The 16958-nt window shown below is 43.3% G+C and carries 15 protein-coding genes; 10 read left to right on the top strand and 5 right to left on the bottom strand.

The genetic code is table 11. The annotated features are described in order from the left end of the window. The first annotated feature begins 692 nt into the window (after nt 1-692). Complete coding sequence (locus ABUE20_RS01750) at nt 693-1280, top strand: NAD(P)H-dependent oxidoreductase (protein WP_408618093.1); 588 nt, start codon at nt 693-695, stop codon at nt 1278-1280. A 193-nt stretch (nt 1281-1473) separates the two neighbouring features. Here ABUE20_RS01750 and ABUE20_RS01745 read toward each other — a convergent pair whose 3' ends face one another. Beyond that, nucleotides 1474-3120, bottom strand: a complete 1647-nt coding sequence (locus ABUE20_RS01745; RefSeq protein WP_408618092.1) for a methyl-accepting chemotaxis protein — start codon at nt 3118-3120, stop codon at nt 1474-1476. A gap of 83 nt (nt 3121-3203) precedes the next feature. Beyond that, entirely contained in the window at nt 3204-3779 is a 576-nt protein-coding gene (locus ABUE20_RS01740) for a cache domain-containing protein (protein WP_408618091.1), read from the bottom strand. A 255-nt stretch (nt 3780-4034) separates the two neighbouring features. Between ABUE20_RS01740 and ABUE20_RS01735 the strand changes: the two genes are divergently transcribed. After that, nucleotides 4035-4643 carry a sugar O-acetyltransferase gene (locus tag ABUE20_RS01735; protein WP_408618090.1) on the top strand — a complete coding sequence of 203 codons (609 nt, stop codon included), beginning with the start codon at nt 4035-4037 and terminating at the stop codon, nt 4641-4643. Between the two features lie 213 nt (nt 4644-4856). Beyond that, nucleotides 4857-5372, top strand: coding sequence for a hypothetical protein (locus ABUE20_RS01730; RefSeq protein ID WP_408618089.1), 516 nt, complete (start codon nt 4857-4859; stop codon nt 5370-5372). 210 nt (nt 5373-5582) lie between these two features. Here ABUE20_RS01730 and ABUE20_RS01725 read toward each other — a convergent pair whose 3' ends face one another. Further along, nucleotides 5583-6734, bottom strand: a complete 1152-nt coding sequence (locus ABUE20_RS01725; RefSeq protein ID WP_408618088.1) for an iron-containing alcohol dehydrogenase — start codon at nt 6732-6734, stop codon at nt 5583-5585. Between the two features lie 93 nt (nt 6735-6827). Next, nucleotides 6828-7658: a helix-turn-helix domain-containing protein gene (locus tag ABUE20_RS01720; RefSeq protein WP_408618087.1), complete on the bottom strand. Its 831-nt coding sequence runs from the start codon at nt 7656-7658 to the stop codon at nt 6828-6830. A 272-nt stretch (nt 7659-7930) separates the two neighbouring features. Between ABUE20_RS01720 and rhaB the strand changes: the two genes are divergently transcribed. From rhaB to ABUE20_RS01690, 6 genes are all read left to right on the top strand, one after another. Beyond that, nucleotides 7931-9418 carry a rhamnulokinase gene (rhaB, locus tag ABUE20_RS01715; protein WP_408618086.1) on the top strand — a complete coding sequence of 496 codons (1488 nt, stop codon included), beginning with the start codon at nt 7931-7933 and terminating at the stop codon, nt 9416-9418. Continuing rightward, entirely contained in the window at nt 9415-10674 is a 1260-nt protein-coding gene (locus ABUE20_RS01710; protein ID WP_408618085.1) for an L-rhamnose isomerase, read from the top strand. The genes rhaB and ABUE20_RS01710 overlap by 4 nt, the downstream gene beginning before the upstream one ends. 1 nt (nt 10675) lies before the next feature. Continuing rightward, nucleotides 10676-11506 (top strand): rhamnulose-1-phosphate aldolase, encoded by an 831-nt coding sequence (gene rhaD / locus ABUE20_RS01705; RefSeq protein WP_408618084.1) that lies wholly within the window; start codon nt 10676-10678, stop codon nt 11504-11506. A 69-nt stretch (nt 11507-11575) separates the two neighbouring features. Beyond that, nucleotides 11576-12613: an L-rhamnose/proton symporter RhaT gene (gene rhaT / locus ABUE20_RS01700; protein ID WP_408618083.1), complete on the top strand. Its 1038-nt coding sequence runs from the start codon at nt 11576-11578 to the stop codon at nt 12611-12613. Nucleotides 12614-12621: 8 nt separating this feature from the next. Beyond that, on the top strand, nt 12622-12936 hold the full coding sequence (rhaM, locus tag ABUE20_RS01695; RefSeq protein WP_408618082.1) for an L-rhamnose mutarotase: 315 nt from the start codon (nt 12622-12624) through the stop codon (nt 12934-12936). 428 nt (nt 12937-13364) lie between these two features. Then, the gene (locus ABUE20_RS01690) at nt 13365-14366 is read left to right on the top strand and encodes a glycoside hydrolase family 53 protein (protein ID WP_408618081.1); all 1002 of its coding nucleotides are present in this window, start codon (nt 13365-13367) and stop codon (nt 14364-14366) included. A gap of 168 nt (nt 14367-14534) precedes the next feature. Here the strand turns inward: ABUE20_RS01690 and bioA are convergent, their stop codons facing one another. Continuing rightward, complete coding sequence (gene bioA, locus ABUE20_RS01685) at nt 14535-15809, bottom strand: adenosylmethionine--8-amino-7-oxononanoate transaminase (protein ID WP_408618080.1); 1275 nt, start codon at nt 15807-15809, stop codon at nt 14535-14537. Between the two features lie 102 nt (nt 15810-15911). Here bioA and bioB point away from each other — a divergent pair, with 102 nt between their 5' ends. Beyond that, entirely contained in the window at nt 15912-16958 is a 1047-nt protein-coding gene (bioB, locus tag ABUE20_RS01680) for a biotin synthase BioB (RefSeq protein ID WP_408618079.1), read from the top strand.

The raw sequence follows: 16958 nt of genomic DNA, 5'->3' as shown, positions 1-16958 counted from the left end.
TTGAGTATAATTTAAGTAGCTGATGATAGTCTTAGTGCTAAATCAGCTATTTTTATAAGTTAAATAAATTTAGTCACAATAAATTAACTCGGATGCAATACGTTGTATGATGCATCCATCTATCGATAAATGTGTTACTTTATGGATTTGATTAAATCATAGATAAATAATAACCATAAAAGCCATGATATCTACACTATTATTGTGATTCTAGCCATCCTTATATAGTATGCAAAAATGATTATTGAGCGCATCATTCTTATAAATATATAAGTATCTTATGTATCGATACGACCTTTCTTTTATTATTCTTGATGGTTAATACAAATAGCTAGAAAACTGATATTCAGTTTATTGTTATCTAACTTTTATTATCTTTAAGTTAGAAGATAGTTGTTTTTCCCATGCATGCTAAGTAACAGATGTTGATAAAAAACGTTTGTTACAGTGATACAGAAGCCTTAATTGGGAAAGATGCTACCTCGGTATCGGTTATGGCTCAAAATGAGCGAGAAGGGCAGTTCTGCAATCTGATTGAATAAGAATCCAACAACGCTAAGAAGAGGCCTTTGAACGTAATCGTTTCATTCCGAATAACTTTATTCGTTTGATGACAAGGGTATAATCAAAAATTAGTGATGTTAAAACGTCGATTTTTTTGTATTTTTGTTGTTAATATGGTGAGTGTTGTTATGAAACATGCATTAATTATTAATGCACATCAGCGATATGAAGGTTGGGCTGAGGGAAAACTAAATCATTTATTTGCCCAAGTGGCGCAGTCAACATTGGAATCTCTGGGATATGAGATAAAAACGACCATTGTTGATAGGGGATATGAACCCAACGCTGAGGTAGATAAACATCTATGGGCGGATATTGTGATTGTTCAAACTCCGTTATATTGGATGTCCACGCCTTGGACATTTAAAAAGTATATCGATGAAGTGTTTAATGTGGGTCTTGCGACAACAAAATTAGCGAAAGATGATGGGCGTACAAGACGTGATCCAAGTAAAATTTATGGTTCTGGCGGGCTGGCACAAGGGAAGCAAGTGATGCTTTCGGTAACGTTAAATGCACCCGTTAATGCGTTTAATCCTGAGGAGTTTTTCGAAGGTGTTACCATTGATCAATTATTTATGTGGGTACACAAAGCATACCAGTTTAACGGCTTTGAATCAGTCCCCGGATTTGCCGCGCATGATGTGGTTAAAAATCCAGATATAGAAAATGACGTTAAAAACTATGAACGCCATTTAAGAGATTTATTCAAATAGTCCTTATTTGTACTAGCTCAGATCTGATCTGACAGTTACCCATTTTTTGGTGTCGCCGTCAGATTAGATTTGAGCTAGATTTTTTTAGCTCAAATCAGGCTCAAATTTTTTCAAAAATAATTACGAAAGATTAACCGCCCCAATCATGCGCTCAGATCGGGAGGCGATTATTCATATGGCCGTTTGCCAGGGATTAAACGGTAAATTTATCGGTAATGAGATTCAATTGCCGGTGTAACTCGGCAAGTTTCGTACAGGATTGATCGACCTGAGCCGCCTGATCGGCGCTGTTTTGCGCAATGCCTTCGATTTCAGTAATGTGATTTTGTACGGATTCTGCGCTTTGGCGTTGCTCATTGGTCACCTCTGCAATATGGGTGGCTAATTCTGTCATTTGAATAATAGATACCATCATTGCATCAATGGCTTGTTTCGTCTCTTCACTGGAATCTCGGGTTAATAGGGCTCGGTCAGAGGCCTCTTTCATTGTCGATACAGCAGCTTGCACACTCTGATTCAGATTACTGATCATCTCTTTGACATCATCGGTTGAAAGCTGAGTTTTCCCGGCCAATGCTCTTACTTCATCGGCCACAACGGCAAATCCCCGACCTGACTCACCGGCTCGGGCTGCTTCAATTGCAGCATTGAGTGCTAATAGATTGGTTTGTTCTGCAATGCCACTGATCACCGTTAAGACAGAACCTATCTGGGTTGTGACTTCCTCAATACGCGAAATCGCATTCACAGCTTCGACTACGCTACTGTTTAACGTTTCGATATTATTCCGGGTGGTCTCAACTTGTCCTTGACCTTTGGTCGCATTATCATGGGCATGTTCAGCGGCTAGTGCAGCCTCACTGGTACTTTCAGAGACGGCTTGAATGGCTTCATTCATTTCTCGACTGGCATGATTGACTTCTCGAACGGAATCCGTTTGTTTTTGAAGTGATAGCCGTGTTTGATGGGACATGCGATCTAGGCTTTTGACCTCATCATCGCTGCGTTGAACACTGTCGATCACCTCTTTGACCAAGGCATTAAGCTGAATAATAAACTGATCAAGATAGTGTCCGAGTTGACCTAATTCGTCTTTTCGACTAATCGCTATTCGTTGGGTCAGGTCACCTCCTCCCTGGGCTAGAATTTTAACTCGCTGAATAATTTGTCCCAGATCCTTGGTGATTAATGAAGGGAAGAAAATCAAAACCCATAGACAGACCACAAGCGAAATACCCAGTAAGATCAACTGACCATAGCGATAATTTTGATGCAATTCAGCCAGTTGTTCTGAACGTTGATTCGCATGTGCAATAATGATGTCTGATATTTGATCTAAATAGCCTCGGCTTTCATTAAAAAGTTGTTCTCCCTCTTTATATGACAATCCAATTGCGCTACTTCGTCCCTGACGTGTGTCACTGTCTCGTTCTTTAGCGATACGCTCAGTCATTTCTCGCCATTGAGGGTAGACTTTCCAGAACTGATCCAATAACTGGCGAATTTCATCAGCTTGCGTATAACTCGCCATTTTTTTGATCCGTTCTTCAACCTGAAGAATATTTTCCTGATGCATTTTCTGCATCAACTGATATTGCTCACTACCGACCCGCAGCATCAGCATACTTCGCTCGGCAACTAATGCCTGATGAAAATCGCGGTCCGCCTGTTGCACTAGATTAAGTGAAGGTATCTCATCTGTTGTGACTGTGGAAATGGCTTTGGCTTGCAGATTTTCTGAGTACAAACTTCGACCAGCTAGAATCAGCACCAATATAATCACAACAACCAGTGGTAACGTTAATTTCCAACGGATCCCCAAATTGAAGAAAAAATTCATCCGCATCCTCCAAACATCTGACCTGATCTCATGTAGCGTAACCCTGTGAAATACCCAATCGTTTGAGTCAACAGGGTATGCAATTAATTGCTTTCTAATTGATCTAAGTTAATCCCGATAGTGAGAGCTCCAATTGCTTTGCCTTGATCGAGGATCGGGATGGAGATTTGGGCGAGATAGGCTAAGGTACTGTCATCATATTCGACGTCACTGATATATACGCTCCCAGTGCCGTTACTGTAGGATTTAATGAATTTATCTTCATCACCCTGCCAGTAATCAGACGTTTTATTGGTCATGGCAACATTGGCACCCTGATTATCCATCAGAAACAATTCAACGAAGTAAGGCTTACTTTTCTCTAGCTCCATCAATCGCTTAGCTGCATTATTATTCATTAATGAAGCCATAAAACTATCGACATCAGAGGTTGCGATCCAGGTTTTATCACGCGCTTTAATGGTATCCAGTGACAAATTTTCGTTATTTTGGGCTTTGACTGCTGCGACTAGAGCGGGATCACTTCCCCATGATTGCAGCATAGGTACAATCTTTTGAACCGATACGGGAGCTTGCTCCGCTAAAGCAACGTTCAGCATCAACAAGCAGCCAAACAGACTAGAACATAGTGTAAATAATCTTATCAATTGATGTTTCATGCGGATTCCTTCTATCGATTATTTTCCCTTTATTGAAGGTAGTCGAACATTGGATATTTAGTAAAAAAATTCGCTTCATTCAGTGATTCATTCAGCAATGTTGTGTCCGTTACAGTCAACGAAGCAAATTTAAGACGTACTTTTATGACGATTATTAATTGGGTCGAACGGTATTGTGATCAGTTGCTTAAGCGAACAGATTTAAAATAGGGTACTTTGAGTCTTAAATTTATTGCCCTGTATTGAGAGGATGTTATGGATATTGAAGCCCGATTGCATAGTCAAAAGGTCTACTGCTGTAATGATGATCAGTTGGCTGCAAAGCAGATGGAATGTTTGGATGTACTTTATGATTTTAATCACACGCGTCCCACTGAGATGCATAGACGGCAAGCAATCCTGCAATCACTGTTTGCTGAAATGGGGGAGAACTGTTATATCGAGCCGCCTTTACAAGCCAATTGGGGAATTCACACCCATTTGGGCAAAAATGTGTATGCGAACTTTAATCTAACGCTAGTAGATGACACGCATATCTATATTGGTGACTATGTCATGATTGGACCTAATGTCACGATAGCCACTGCGGGTCATCCCATTGATCCGGCATTAAGGAGGCGAGTGGCTCAATTTAATATTCCGGTGAAAATTGAAAATAATGTTTGGATTGGTGCTAACGCTGTTATTTTGCCGGGAATTACGGTTGGTGAAAACTCAGTGATTGGGGCTGGTAGTGTCGTCACCAAAGATATCCCCCCAAATGTGGTTGCAGTGGGAAATCCCTGTCGTGTTTTACGTGACATCAATGAACATGATCAAACTTATTACTACCAGAATCGGCGATTGGATGAAACGGCATTGTGATGAGTATGCGCAATGATGGTGAATCGGGTAATCTAAATGAGACGCTATCAAGCTTGCAATGTTCCCGATTGATGGACATTCTTTTATCACAGCGTTCATCATGCCGTGATGCGTGATTATTTCCCTATGCAGAGGCATTGCATTCAATCTCGGTTTGATTGGAATCATGTTTAAAGGGGATAGATTAAGAGTTGCTAAATGCAAAGGGGATATATGTTTAAATTAGATCACTTGATGATTGAAGTCGATCAACCTGAGTCGGTTGCTATTGATATCGCGGCACAATTGGGGTTGCCCCTAGCCTGGGCATTGATTGACACTCCGGATTATTCCAGTGCAGGAGTTAATTTTGGCGATATTAATATTGAGTTTATTCAATTTCGCAAGCGGTTTGGCGTGAGTCATACCCACTATAGTGGATTGAGTGGAATCGCCTTTGCAGTTAACGGTTCAGAACTGGCGTGTCAGGAATATTTGGTCGCCAATGGCTTTAGTTGTCGAGTGGGTGAACAGTCAACCGCCCATACGACGATTACCGTGGAAGAGCAACATGTGTTCCCTACCGTTTTTTGGTCAAATATCATTTTGATACAGCGGGTTGGAAAAATCGTTTGCAGTCAGAATTTCAGCAGTCTCAAGGAGGCATTTATGGTATTTCGGCATTTGAATCACTCGCTATCAAGACTGAAAAAGCACAGCGCAAAGATTTATTCATTGAATTTGGTCTAGAGGCCGGCCCCATCAATCGAATCACCTTTTCCGGCTCTGGCTCACAGAAGCCACAAAGGATCGATATAATTCCCGATTTAGAAGTCGTGATTGTATAAATTGCCCCGAATGCGTAAGCGTTCGAGGCAAATTTTTATGGGCTGAATTTAATGAAGTGTCATTCTCCTGGCCTGTTAGGGAGTATCACAAGCCAAGAGAATTTAACTGTGTTTACAGTGCTTCACGATATAACTGACGAACCTGATCGGCTGTGACCGGACGGGGCGCCGTACCGCCGCAAGGGTCCGCTAGCGCAGGTTCAATCCACTGTTCAATATCGTCTTCTTTGATCCCTAATGCTGATAAGCCTGCTGGGATCCCAACCTGTTTTGAGAGTGCTTCAATGGCGTCGACAGCTGCGGCTGCGGCTTGTTGAGTACTCATATTTTGGGTATCGACTCCCATGGCTGTGGCAATCCGGGCAAAGCGTTCGGCTTTGACTTCAAGATTAAAGCGACATAGCACAGGTAATAAAATTGCGTTACAGACACCGTGAGCAAGGTTATGGGTTGCTCCCGGTTGATGGGCTAGTGAATGGACCAGCCCTAAACCAGCACTGTTAAAGGCCATCCCAGCTAAGTATTGTCCATTGGCCATTTTTTCCCGTAACTGGACGTCATTGCCATGTGCGACGGTGTCTGGTAGTGCTTTAGCAATGGTTTCAATTGCAGCTAGCGCACTATGATCCGTAAGAGGATGTGCTGCTGTTGAAACATAGGCTTCAATAGCATGAGTGAGGGCATCCATTCCTGTTGCCGCAGTGACTGATGCCGGTAAACTAACCATTAATGAAGGGTCATTGACGGCAAAATCTGGGATGATCGCCGAGTCGATAATAACCATTTTAACATGGCGACGGGTATCGGTTACCACGGCATTACTGGTCACTTCTGCGGCGGTTCCTGAAGTGGTACTGATACAACCCAGCAGCGGGCCTTCTTGACCGATATGGCCAATACCTTCCAAGTCATAGACAGTTTTATCCGGACAAGCGATCAAGGCCCGAACAACTTTTGCCGTATCCATGGAGCTCCCCCCACCAAAGCCGATGATCATATCGCATCCTCTCTGGCGGTATGCACTGACGGCTTCATCGACGACATGGTCGGTTGGGTTGGCGCAAACATGACTAAAAGTAATGGGGTCAAATCCGTGTTCTTTGAGTAAGCTGAGCAGCGGTTCAATCAGTGATAGTTCAATCAGAGCCTGTTCGGTCACGATTAATGGTTTTCTAAATGGCTTTGCAGCCAATTGTTCAACAAATGCTGATAGAGCTTGAGGGCCGCTTAAGCTAATTTTAGGTAAACATAAAGCAAAACTCATAGAAGAGATCCTTTTAATAGATTAAATAAGGTTAAAATAGATAAATAAATAATGAATGCCTTAATGTTATGGACAGATTTAAATAAAACGTGTCTAAATATCAAAGAATTGATGGCGATATTTAATTGGAGTTGTTCCAAAAAGCTCATGAAACTTATATGAAAAATAATTGCTATCATTAAATCCGCATTCAAAGGCAACTTGGGTAACGGGTATCTTTTTATCTTTTAATAATCGAGATGACTGACATAATCGAACTCGATTTAAATAAGAATTGGGAGTAATCCCCATTAAACTTTTCATTTTCCGAGTGAGTGTTTTAAATGATATATTATATTTATCACTTAATTCTGGCCAGTTGATAGAACAATTATAATTTTCATGGATATACTTAACAATTAACAGTATTTTATTTACGTCTGCATCAAGTAGTTCACTATTGTGAGTGTTTCGCCATAAGGTAATTGCTAACTGATTTAATAAGTTAGTAATCATATAATTTCCATATTGATCATGATGCACATTTTCTTCTTTGATCAGTTGTAGCAATTTATGGCAATAATGGATGGTCTCATCATTTATAAAAAATTGTCCCTGGTTGGGCACAAATGAGTGATCCAGAATATCGCACAGCGAGTTATCCTTAAACTGTTCCGGGTTCAGTAACACATTTGTGAGGCAAAGATTATCCATGTTCACATAGCAATGTTCCAGCTCTGAACGGCTAAGATAGAAGATACTGCCTCTAGCTATCGGTGAGGCAATCCCATCCACAATATGGATCGCTGAGCCCGATAGAACTAAGACTAATTCATAAAATTCATGGCTATGGACCGGGAATTCGGGTTGAGGTGCCCGGGCTAATATATCGACGCCATTATTCTCTGGGAAGAATGATGAACAACTTAGTTGTGTAGTAAGCATTGGTTCACCTCTGAATATGACTGTTATATTCATTATGCGTCGCCTGTTATATTTTATATTCTAATAATTGTCTGTGATAGCTATCACTAAGCGAACAATTAAATAAAAATAAGAGCGAACTGGACCGGTGTGATATATATCACGAAAATAATATGTTTTGCAGAATCTTAATATTATCGACAGATTCTGATTTGAAATGTCCTTATCTAAAAGGAATACGATTAATTAGCCATTTATATTACAGACAAGTGAAATGTAAATGGATAATAAATATGCATTATTATGTCGCTGCTATTGATCTAGGTGCATCCAGTGGTCGAGTTATTCTCGGAATATTTGACAAAGATAACCAATCTTTATTATTTCGGGAGATTCATCGATTTAAAAACCAATTGGTTTTGGAACATGGGCATTTATGTTGGGATATTGATCATTTAGAAAAAGAAATTAAAGATGGTCTGAATCAATTATTAAATCAAGGTGATATTACTCTTAATTCACTGGGTATTGATTCTTGGGGTGTCGATTATGTTTGTCTTGATTCAGAAGGGCAGCGTATCGGACCGGCGATCGCATATCGGGATGATCGCACCTGCGAAGTGAGTCAGCAATTGCTGCAGCAAATCGGTGAAGCGCAGCTTTACCAGCAGACCGGGATCCAGTTTCAGCCGTTCAACAGTATTTTTCAATTTAAAGCGCAAGCTGATGATCCATTCATTCATTCAGAATCCATTCATCAAGTATTGATGATCCCTGATTATCTGCACTATCGCTTAACTGGGGAACCGCATTGGGAATACACCAATGCCAGTACTAGTGGCTTGTTGGATGTAGACGCACGGGATTGGGCTCCCAACCTGTTACAAGCCGCCCAGATTGACCCGGATTGGTTAGGTGAAGTTCGTTTTCCCGGCGAACAAATCGGGACTTGGCAAGCGCCTAATGGTCAGCAAATTCCAGTGATCAGCCCCCCAACACATGATACAGCAGCCGCCGTAGCGGCGACTCCGTTACGTAGTTCGACCAGTGCTTATATTAGTTCCGGAACATGGTCGTTAATCGGGGTTGAACGGGAACAGCCTTGTACATCGGCGATGGCTCGCCAGGCTAATTTGACCAATGAGGGCGGAGCCAATGGCCATTATCGGATTTTAAAAAATGTCATGGGCATGTGGTTGGTTCAAGGGCTGTTGGCTGAAAACCCTGAACTGACGGTTGAAGCGTTAACTGACCGAGCTGCTCAGTATCCCTTATTTACCAGCTTGATCGATCCCAATCATCCGGTCTTTGTGCATCCAGATTCGATGACTCAGGCCATTCAAGATTATTGTCAGGCGACGAATCAAACTGTACCGGAATCGGTCTATGCGTTAACTCGGTGTGTTTTGGATAGTTTAGCACTGAGTTATTGGCAGAGTTTGCGGCAAATTGAAACCGCTTGTGAGTGCCAGATTAGTGAAATCCACGTGGTTGGTGGTGGATCGAAGAACACTTTCTTAAACCAGTTGTGTGCCAATGTTTGCCAAAAACCGGTATTTGCCGGTCCGGATGAAGCATCGGCACTTGGCAATATCGGTTATCAACTTATGGGATTAGGTGCGATTGAAGATGATCGTCAACTTCGACAAGTCATCGCCCAAAATTTCCCACAGCAACACTATCGCCCCCAGCAATGTATTGGATTAGCAGCTGCTCAAGCGCGATTTAACGCATTGCCTGCAATGGCATCGTTAGAACTTAAATCGGAGGAATTAATATGAACCAAGATGTAGAAAAAGCCTATCAGATCGCTTGCGAACGCTATCAGGAACAAGGGGTTGATGTTGCTCAGGCGATTCAGGCTCTCGCTAAAATCCCGGTCTCGATGCATTGCTGGCAAGGTGATGATGTGATCGGTTTCGAGAAAAATGCCAAATCATTAAGTGGTGGGATCCAGACTACAGGGAACTATCCGGGCAAAGCTCAAAATGCTCAGCAATTGCGGCAGGATCTCGAATTTGCGATGAAATTGATCCCGGGTGCGAAACGGCTCAATTTACACGCGATCTACTTAGAAGCTGATGGTGCCGTGGCTCGGGATAAAATCCAGCCGGAACATTTCTCGAACTGGGTGAATTGGGCCAAACAGCAACAAATCGGCTTAGATTTTAACCCGACTTGTTTTTCTCATCCATTAAGCGGTGATGGATTCACGCTTTCTCATCAGGATGATAAAACGCGCCAGTTCTGGATTGATCACTGTAAAGCCAGCCGCCATGTTTCCGCTTATTTCGGCGAAGCCTTGGGAACACCGTCCGTGATGAATATCTGGATCCCAGATGGCATGAAAGATCTCCCAATTGATCGACTCGCTCCCAGAATGCGAATGATGGAAGCTCTGGATGAAATTATCAGTGAACGCATCGATCCCCGTTATCACATCGATGCGTTGGAAAGTAAATTATTCGGGGTCGGACTGGAATCTTACACCGTCGGCTCTAATGAGTTCTGTTTAGGTTACGCCGCTAGCCGCCATATTGCTTTGTGTTTAGATGCAGGCCATTTCCATCCGACAGAAGTGATCAGCGACAAAATTTCAGCCGTTTCACTATATGTCGATCAACTGTTGTTACACGTCAGCCGTCCGGTTCGTTGGGACAGTGATCATGTCGTCCTGCTGGATACTGAAACCAAAGCGATTGCCTCGGAAATCATCCGTAATAAGTTGCTTGATCGTGTGCACATTGGTCTGGATTTCTTTGATGCCTCAATCAACCGTATCGCTGCGTGGGTGATTGGTACGCGCAATATGAAAAAAGCACTGCTTAACGCATTGCTGGAACCTACTGAAAAACTCAGAACACTGGAACAACAGGGTGATTACACCTCTCGTCTGGCATTGCTTGAAGAAGCGAAGAGTATGCCTTGGCAAGCGGTCTGGGACTATGTGTGTGCCAGCGAAAATATTCCGGTTGGTCAGCAATGGCTAGCCCAAGTGAAACAATACGAACAGCAAGTTTTAGAGGCTCGAGGTTAATATGAGTAGCACCTTATCAATTGAACAATCCCCATTCGTCCAGGCTATGTGTAAAGCCACCCATGATGCATGGATCAAAGGTTGGGATGAACGTAATGGCGGCAATATCAGTTTATTGGTGGATGACGATGAGTTAGCGCCCTATTTGGATCAAGTGCAGGGAAATCGGGATTATCCCATGCCATCTCCGACACCGGCATTGGCTGGACGGTATGTACTCATTACCGGCTCCGGTAAATTTTTCCGCAATGTGGAACTGGATCCTGCCGGCAATATCGGTCTGATTCATATCGATGCTACCGGTCAGAATTATCGAATTCTCTGGGGGCTTGAAAATCAATCATTACCTACGTCAGAAATGTCAGCTCATCTGCTGTCTCATACCGCTCGCTTAAGTGCAAGTAATGGCACCAACAAAGTCATCATGCACTGTCATGCCACGAATCTGTTGGCCTTGAGTTATGTGGTGAAACCTACTTCAGCGGCGATGACTCGCACGTTATGGGAAGGATCAACCGAGTGCTTGGTGGTGTTTCCTGAAGGAATTGGTGTGTTGCCTTGGTTGGTCCCTGGTACGGATGAGATCGGTCAGGCAACGGCCGAAATGATGTCAAATCATCCTCTGGTGTTATGGCCATTTCATGGCGTGTTTGGAAGTGGTCCAACCTTGGATGATGCTTTTGGCTTAATTGATACTGCTGAAAAAGCTGCGGAAGTCATGGTGAAAGTCTACAGCATGGGCGGTGTTAAACAAACGATCAGTAAGGAACAATTTGTTGCATTAGGAAAACGTTTCGGGGTTACCCCGAATCAGGATGCGTTGAACGAATAATTCGAGCTGTACCCCAGCGGCGGAATGTTTATTCCGCCGTATAACAATGATTATATAGAGAGGCTCACTATGATTTCGATTATATCTGGTATTGGCTGGCACACTGTAGGGGCTGCATCAGCAGCATCGTTTTATGCCCCTATTAGTAAAGTGAAACAGTGGTCATGGGAGACAACCTGGGCAATTGCAGGACTTTTTTCTTGGATTTTATTGCCGTGGATTGTGACCTGGTTTTTAGTACCTGATTTTTCTAGTTTTTATGGACAAATTAGTTCCCACGCATTCCTTGGAATGTTTTTGTTTGGTGCGATGTGGGGGATTGGTAACGTTAACTATGGTTTAACCATGCGTTATCTGGGAATGTCGTTGGGGATTGGGATTGCCATTGGAGTAACCTTGGTGGTTGGCACTATCATGCCGACGATTATCAATGGGACTTTTTTACACCTGCTGACGACTCGAAGTGGCCAGATCACGATGGTAGGGATCATTATCGCGCTAGTGGGGATCGCGATTGTGACTTATGCCGGACATAAAAAAGAACAGGCCTTAGGCAGTCAGGTGGTTGATTTTAATCTGAAAAAAGGACTTATTTTAGCGGTATTTTGTGGCATTTTTTCTGCCGGATTTGCATTTGGCTTAAGTGCGGCAGAACCGATTCGGCTCGAATCACTGCATATTGGGATCGATCCTTTGTACGCTATGTTGCCGAGTTACGGCATCATTATGGGAGGCGGCGCCTTAGTTAACTTTGCCTATTGTTTTATCCGCCTAGCCATTAAACCTGAATTATCTGTTCGTCATGATTTCTCATTCCCTTGGAAAAATTTGATTATCAACGGGGTATTGGCTGCCACCGGTGGGATCATGTGGTACCTACAGTTTTTCTTCTATGCATGGGGTCAGGCTAGTATTCCAAATAGTTTGTCATTCGTGAACTGGATGTTGCACATGAGCATGTATGTACTCTGTGGAGGGATTGTCGGTTTGGCTTTAGCTGAATGGAAAGGTGTGGGATCTCGGCCGGTCCGAATTCTATGTTTGGGGATGATCGTTATTGTGATTGCGGCCAATGTGGTTGGTCTTGGTATGGCCGCTGAAGCTTAGGAGGTATTATGATTCGTCAGGCATCCATTATGCAAATTAAACCCGGATGTGAAGCCGAGTATCAGCGTCGCCATGATGAGATTTGGCCAGACATGGTCAAAGAGTTGAAAGCGCATGGTGCTCATCATTACAGTATTTTCTTAGAACCAGCGAGTCATCAGTTATTTGCCTACGTTGAAATCGATGACGAGCAACTTTGGAGTCAGATGGCTGAGACTGAGGTTTGCCAGCGTTGGTGGGCAATGATGTGCGATATAATGCCGAGTCATGAGGATAACAGTCCTATTGAAACTGCACTTAAACCGGTTTTTTATCTGGACTAAATTGCATGAGGCTACTATTTTTCGGTTTGTTTTATAGAAGAACCGTCGCCACCAATGGTGTTGTGAAATTTTAATTTCAAGCAAAATGGATTATGACTGGTAAAGCCATCTGCATTGCAGATGGCTTTTTTGTTCGATCTCAATAAAAAGGGAAAACGTTTCCCTTTTTGTTCAATTACTTGCCCCTCTTATTCTGCTCTAATCCTTGCTATTGATAGGGCTAATTTTATATATGACAACATGTGACCTATGTAGCGTTTAGGCTAAAAAAACATGTAAACGTTTACAGAAATGTGACGCGACTCATTCATAAGATACTATTTTTCTCTATCCTTGACGGCACTCATGTTGTTGGAATGCGTTCGATGTTGCTTCCCGTAGTTGAGATTTCATGTGTGAGAGTAAATTTATATCGATAAGGATTTTTTATGAAATCAATCGTCACTAAAGGACTATTGGGCACAATAGCAGCCAGCTTTATGTTTATACATACTAATGCAATGGCACTGGCCAAAGGGGCTGATGTAAGTTGGGTTTCTGAGATGGAAGCTTCTGGGTATACTTTTTACAATAGTAATGGGAATAAGCAGGATTTATTCGCAATCTTGAAGTCATACGGTATTAATTCGATTCGACTCAGACTTTGGGTCGATTCTAATTATTACAATAATGTTGATGATGTAATTAATAAAGCGAAGCGAGCTAAAGCGGCCGGTATGAAAATCATGCTGGATTTTCATTACAGTAATACTTGGGCTGATCCGGGACATCAGGCAACGCCATCGGCTTGGTCTAGCTATGATTTCAATGGGTTGATGAAAGCGATGTGGTGGTATACCCATGATGCGCTGACCGAGATCAAAGATGCCGGAATTACGCCCACTTGGGTTCAGGTCGGTAATGAAACTAATGATGGCATGATGTGGCCTTATGGCAAGGCATCCAAGCATATGCAGAATTTCACCTATTTGATTAATACGGGCTATGATGCGGTGAAAAATGTGTTCCCAGATGCCAAAGTGATCGTACATTTGGCGAACTGTCAGGACCGTACGGTTCTGAAATGGCTATTTGATGGGATTGGTGACCACGGTGCGAAATATGACATCATTGGAGCATCGATTTATCCGACGACTGCCAGTGGTATGACGTGGCAGCAAGCTGAATCGGCATGTTATAGCAACCTTAATTATTTGGTTTCTCGTTATAACAAAGATGTGATGATTACCGAGATCGGGGCTTCCTGGAATGATAGCAATGCTCAGAACATTGTCTCGACCATGATTAACTATGTGAAAAATGTTAATAATGGCAGAGGATTAGGCGTGTTTTACTGGGAACCTGAAGCGGCTAATTTCCAAAGCTATACGATGGGGGCTTGGAATCCGAATACGATGCGTCCTATGAGTACTTTAAACGCATTTAAATAGCGTTCAAAATTTGGAAATATCAGGCTATTCAGGCAGTCGCTGCTTTGGGAGGTATCCTCTGCATGCAGTGACTGCTTTTTTTATATGATTTCATGAACTTAAACTATAGATTCCCGACCATCGATCTCCAGAGGAAACGACCCTTTGGAATCTATAGGATAATGCGCATTAGTTTAAGTGAGCGATCACTGTTTTCATGGCCGTTGTGATCTGTGTGAGTTGCTCCGGCTCGATAATGTAAGGCGGCATAATATAGACGAGCTTACCGAAAGGCCGGATCCAGACGCCTAAATCGACAAATTGTTTCTGAATAGTAGCGAGATCAACCGGCTGATGTAATTCAATGACACCTATCGCCCCAATGGCTCGAACATCCGCGACAGCGGTTAATTCCAGTGCGGGCCATAGTTCGCTTTTGAGTTGGGCTTCAATCGATTGCAGTTTGGTTTGCCAATCCATTGCGAGCAATTTTCGGATGCTGGCTAGCGCAATACTGCAAGCCAACGGATTGCCCATAAAGGTAGGACCATGCATAAATACGCCGGCTGGGCTGTGATCGATCATTGTGGCAACGTGGGTTGTGGTCAGCACGGCTGATTGTGTCAGATAGCCGCCAGTCATGGCTTTACCCACACAGAGAATATCGGGGCTGATCTGAGCATGCTCACAAGCAAATAATTTTCCGGTTCGGCCAAAACCGGTGGCAATTTCGTCGGCGATTAACAATATTCCGTACTCATCGCATAGTTGGCGGACCCCTTGTAGATAATTGGGATGGTAGATCCGCATTCCACCAGCGCCCTGAACAATTGGCTCTAATATAATGGCGGCAATATCAGCACCGTGCTGGCTGAGTATCTGTTTTAATGAATCTAAGTCGGCTGCATCCCACGGCTCGCTGAAACGACATTGGGGAGGCTTGGCGAAAAACTGCTCTGGCACAAATCCCTGATACATTGAGTGCATGCTGTTGGCCGGATCGGTCACGGACATGGCGGCAAAAGTATCGCCGTGATAGCCCCGACCGATTGTGGCAAATTTAGTGCGTTTTTGTCCTTGACCCTGCCAATATTGCATGGCCATTTTAAGGGCAACTTCAACGGCGACTGAGCCTGAATCGGCCAAAAACACTTTATCTAACCCTTCTGGCGTGATCTGCACTAATAGTTCACATAACTCAACAGCGGGGCGATGTGTGATACCGCCAAACATGACATGAGACATTTGGCTTAATTGAGTTTGCGCAGCCAGATTGAGTTCCGGAACATTATAGCCGTGAATAGCGGCCCACCAAGATGACATGCCATCGATGAGAGTACGGCCATCTTCTAGATGTAAATAGACCCCTTCGGCCCGCGCAACTGGATAGCAGGGAAGGGGATGACTCATCGCGGTATATGGATGCCAGACGGTTTGGCGATCCCGTTCGATAATATTGGTCATTTTTTAGTCTGTTGTAAATTTTATAAAAATCATAAGTTGACAGTTTACGCGCCCGAACTAGACTATTCCATAAATTTCCCAAATTCATGAAATCAATCCACTATGCCAAATTTAATCCGCCATGACTGGACGCTTGCCGAAGTGACCCAGTTATTTGCTTTGCCGTTTAATGATCTGCTGTTTCAGGCTCAGAGTATTCATCGTCAGTTTTTTGATCCGAATCAGGTGCAAATTTCGACGTTACTTTCGATTAAAACCGGGGCTTGTCCCGAAGACTGTAAATACTGTCCACAGAGTGCCCGCTATGATACTGGTGTTGAAGCGGAACGATTGATGGAAGTTGAGCACGTGATCAATGAAGCGAAAAAAGCCAAAGCGAATGGCTCAACTCGTTTTTGTATGGGAGCGGCCTGGAAAAATCCAAAGCAGCGGGATATGCCCTATTTGGTCAAAATGGTTGAAGGGGTGAAAGCTCTGGGGATGGAAACCTGTATGACGTTGGGCATGCTCGATCAGCATCAGGCTGAAGAACTGGCTGGTGCAGGGCTGGATTATTACAACCATAATTTGGATACCTCCCGTGAATATTACCAACAGATTATTACTACGCGTAGCTACGATGATCGGTTGACCACCTTAGAATATGTGCGTAATGCCGGAATGAAAATTTGTTCTGGGGGTATCATGGGGTTAGGTGAAGAGGCCTCTGATCGTAGTGCGTTATTGATGCAGCTGGCTAACTTACCGACTCATCCACAGAGTGTGCCGATTAATATGTTGGTTAAAGTCAAAGGGACCCCATTGGAAGATGTGGCTGATCTCGATCACTTCGATTTCATCCGCTGTATTGCTGTGGCGCGGATCATGATGCCGGAATCTCATGTGCGACTGTCGGCTGGACGGGAATCCATGAATGAGCAGACTCAGGCACTTTGTTTTATGGCCGGAGCTAATTCGATTTTCTATGGCTGTAAATTATTAACGACCCCGAATCCGGAAGAAAGCAGTGATATGAAACTACTACGGAAACTAGGGATGCGTCCTGAAGCTGTATCGACCGAGATCGGCAACGAAGAACAGGAAGAAGCGTTGTACCGGCAGGTCGTTAAAAAAGCCAATGAGTCTGACTTTTTTTATGATGCATCTTAA

Origin of the sequence: Celerinatantimonas marina (genome assembly GCF_046054165.1) — a bacterium.
Lineage (GTDB): Bacteria > Pseudomonadota > Gammaproteobacteria > Enterobacterales > Celerinatantimonadaceae > Celerinatantimonas.
Note: the sequence above shows the minus strand (reverse complement) of the source record. Positions and strands in the feature narration are given on the sequence as shown.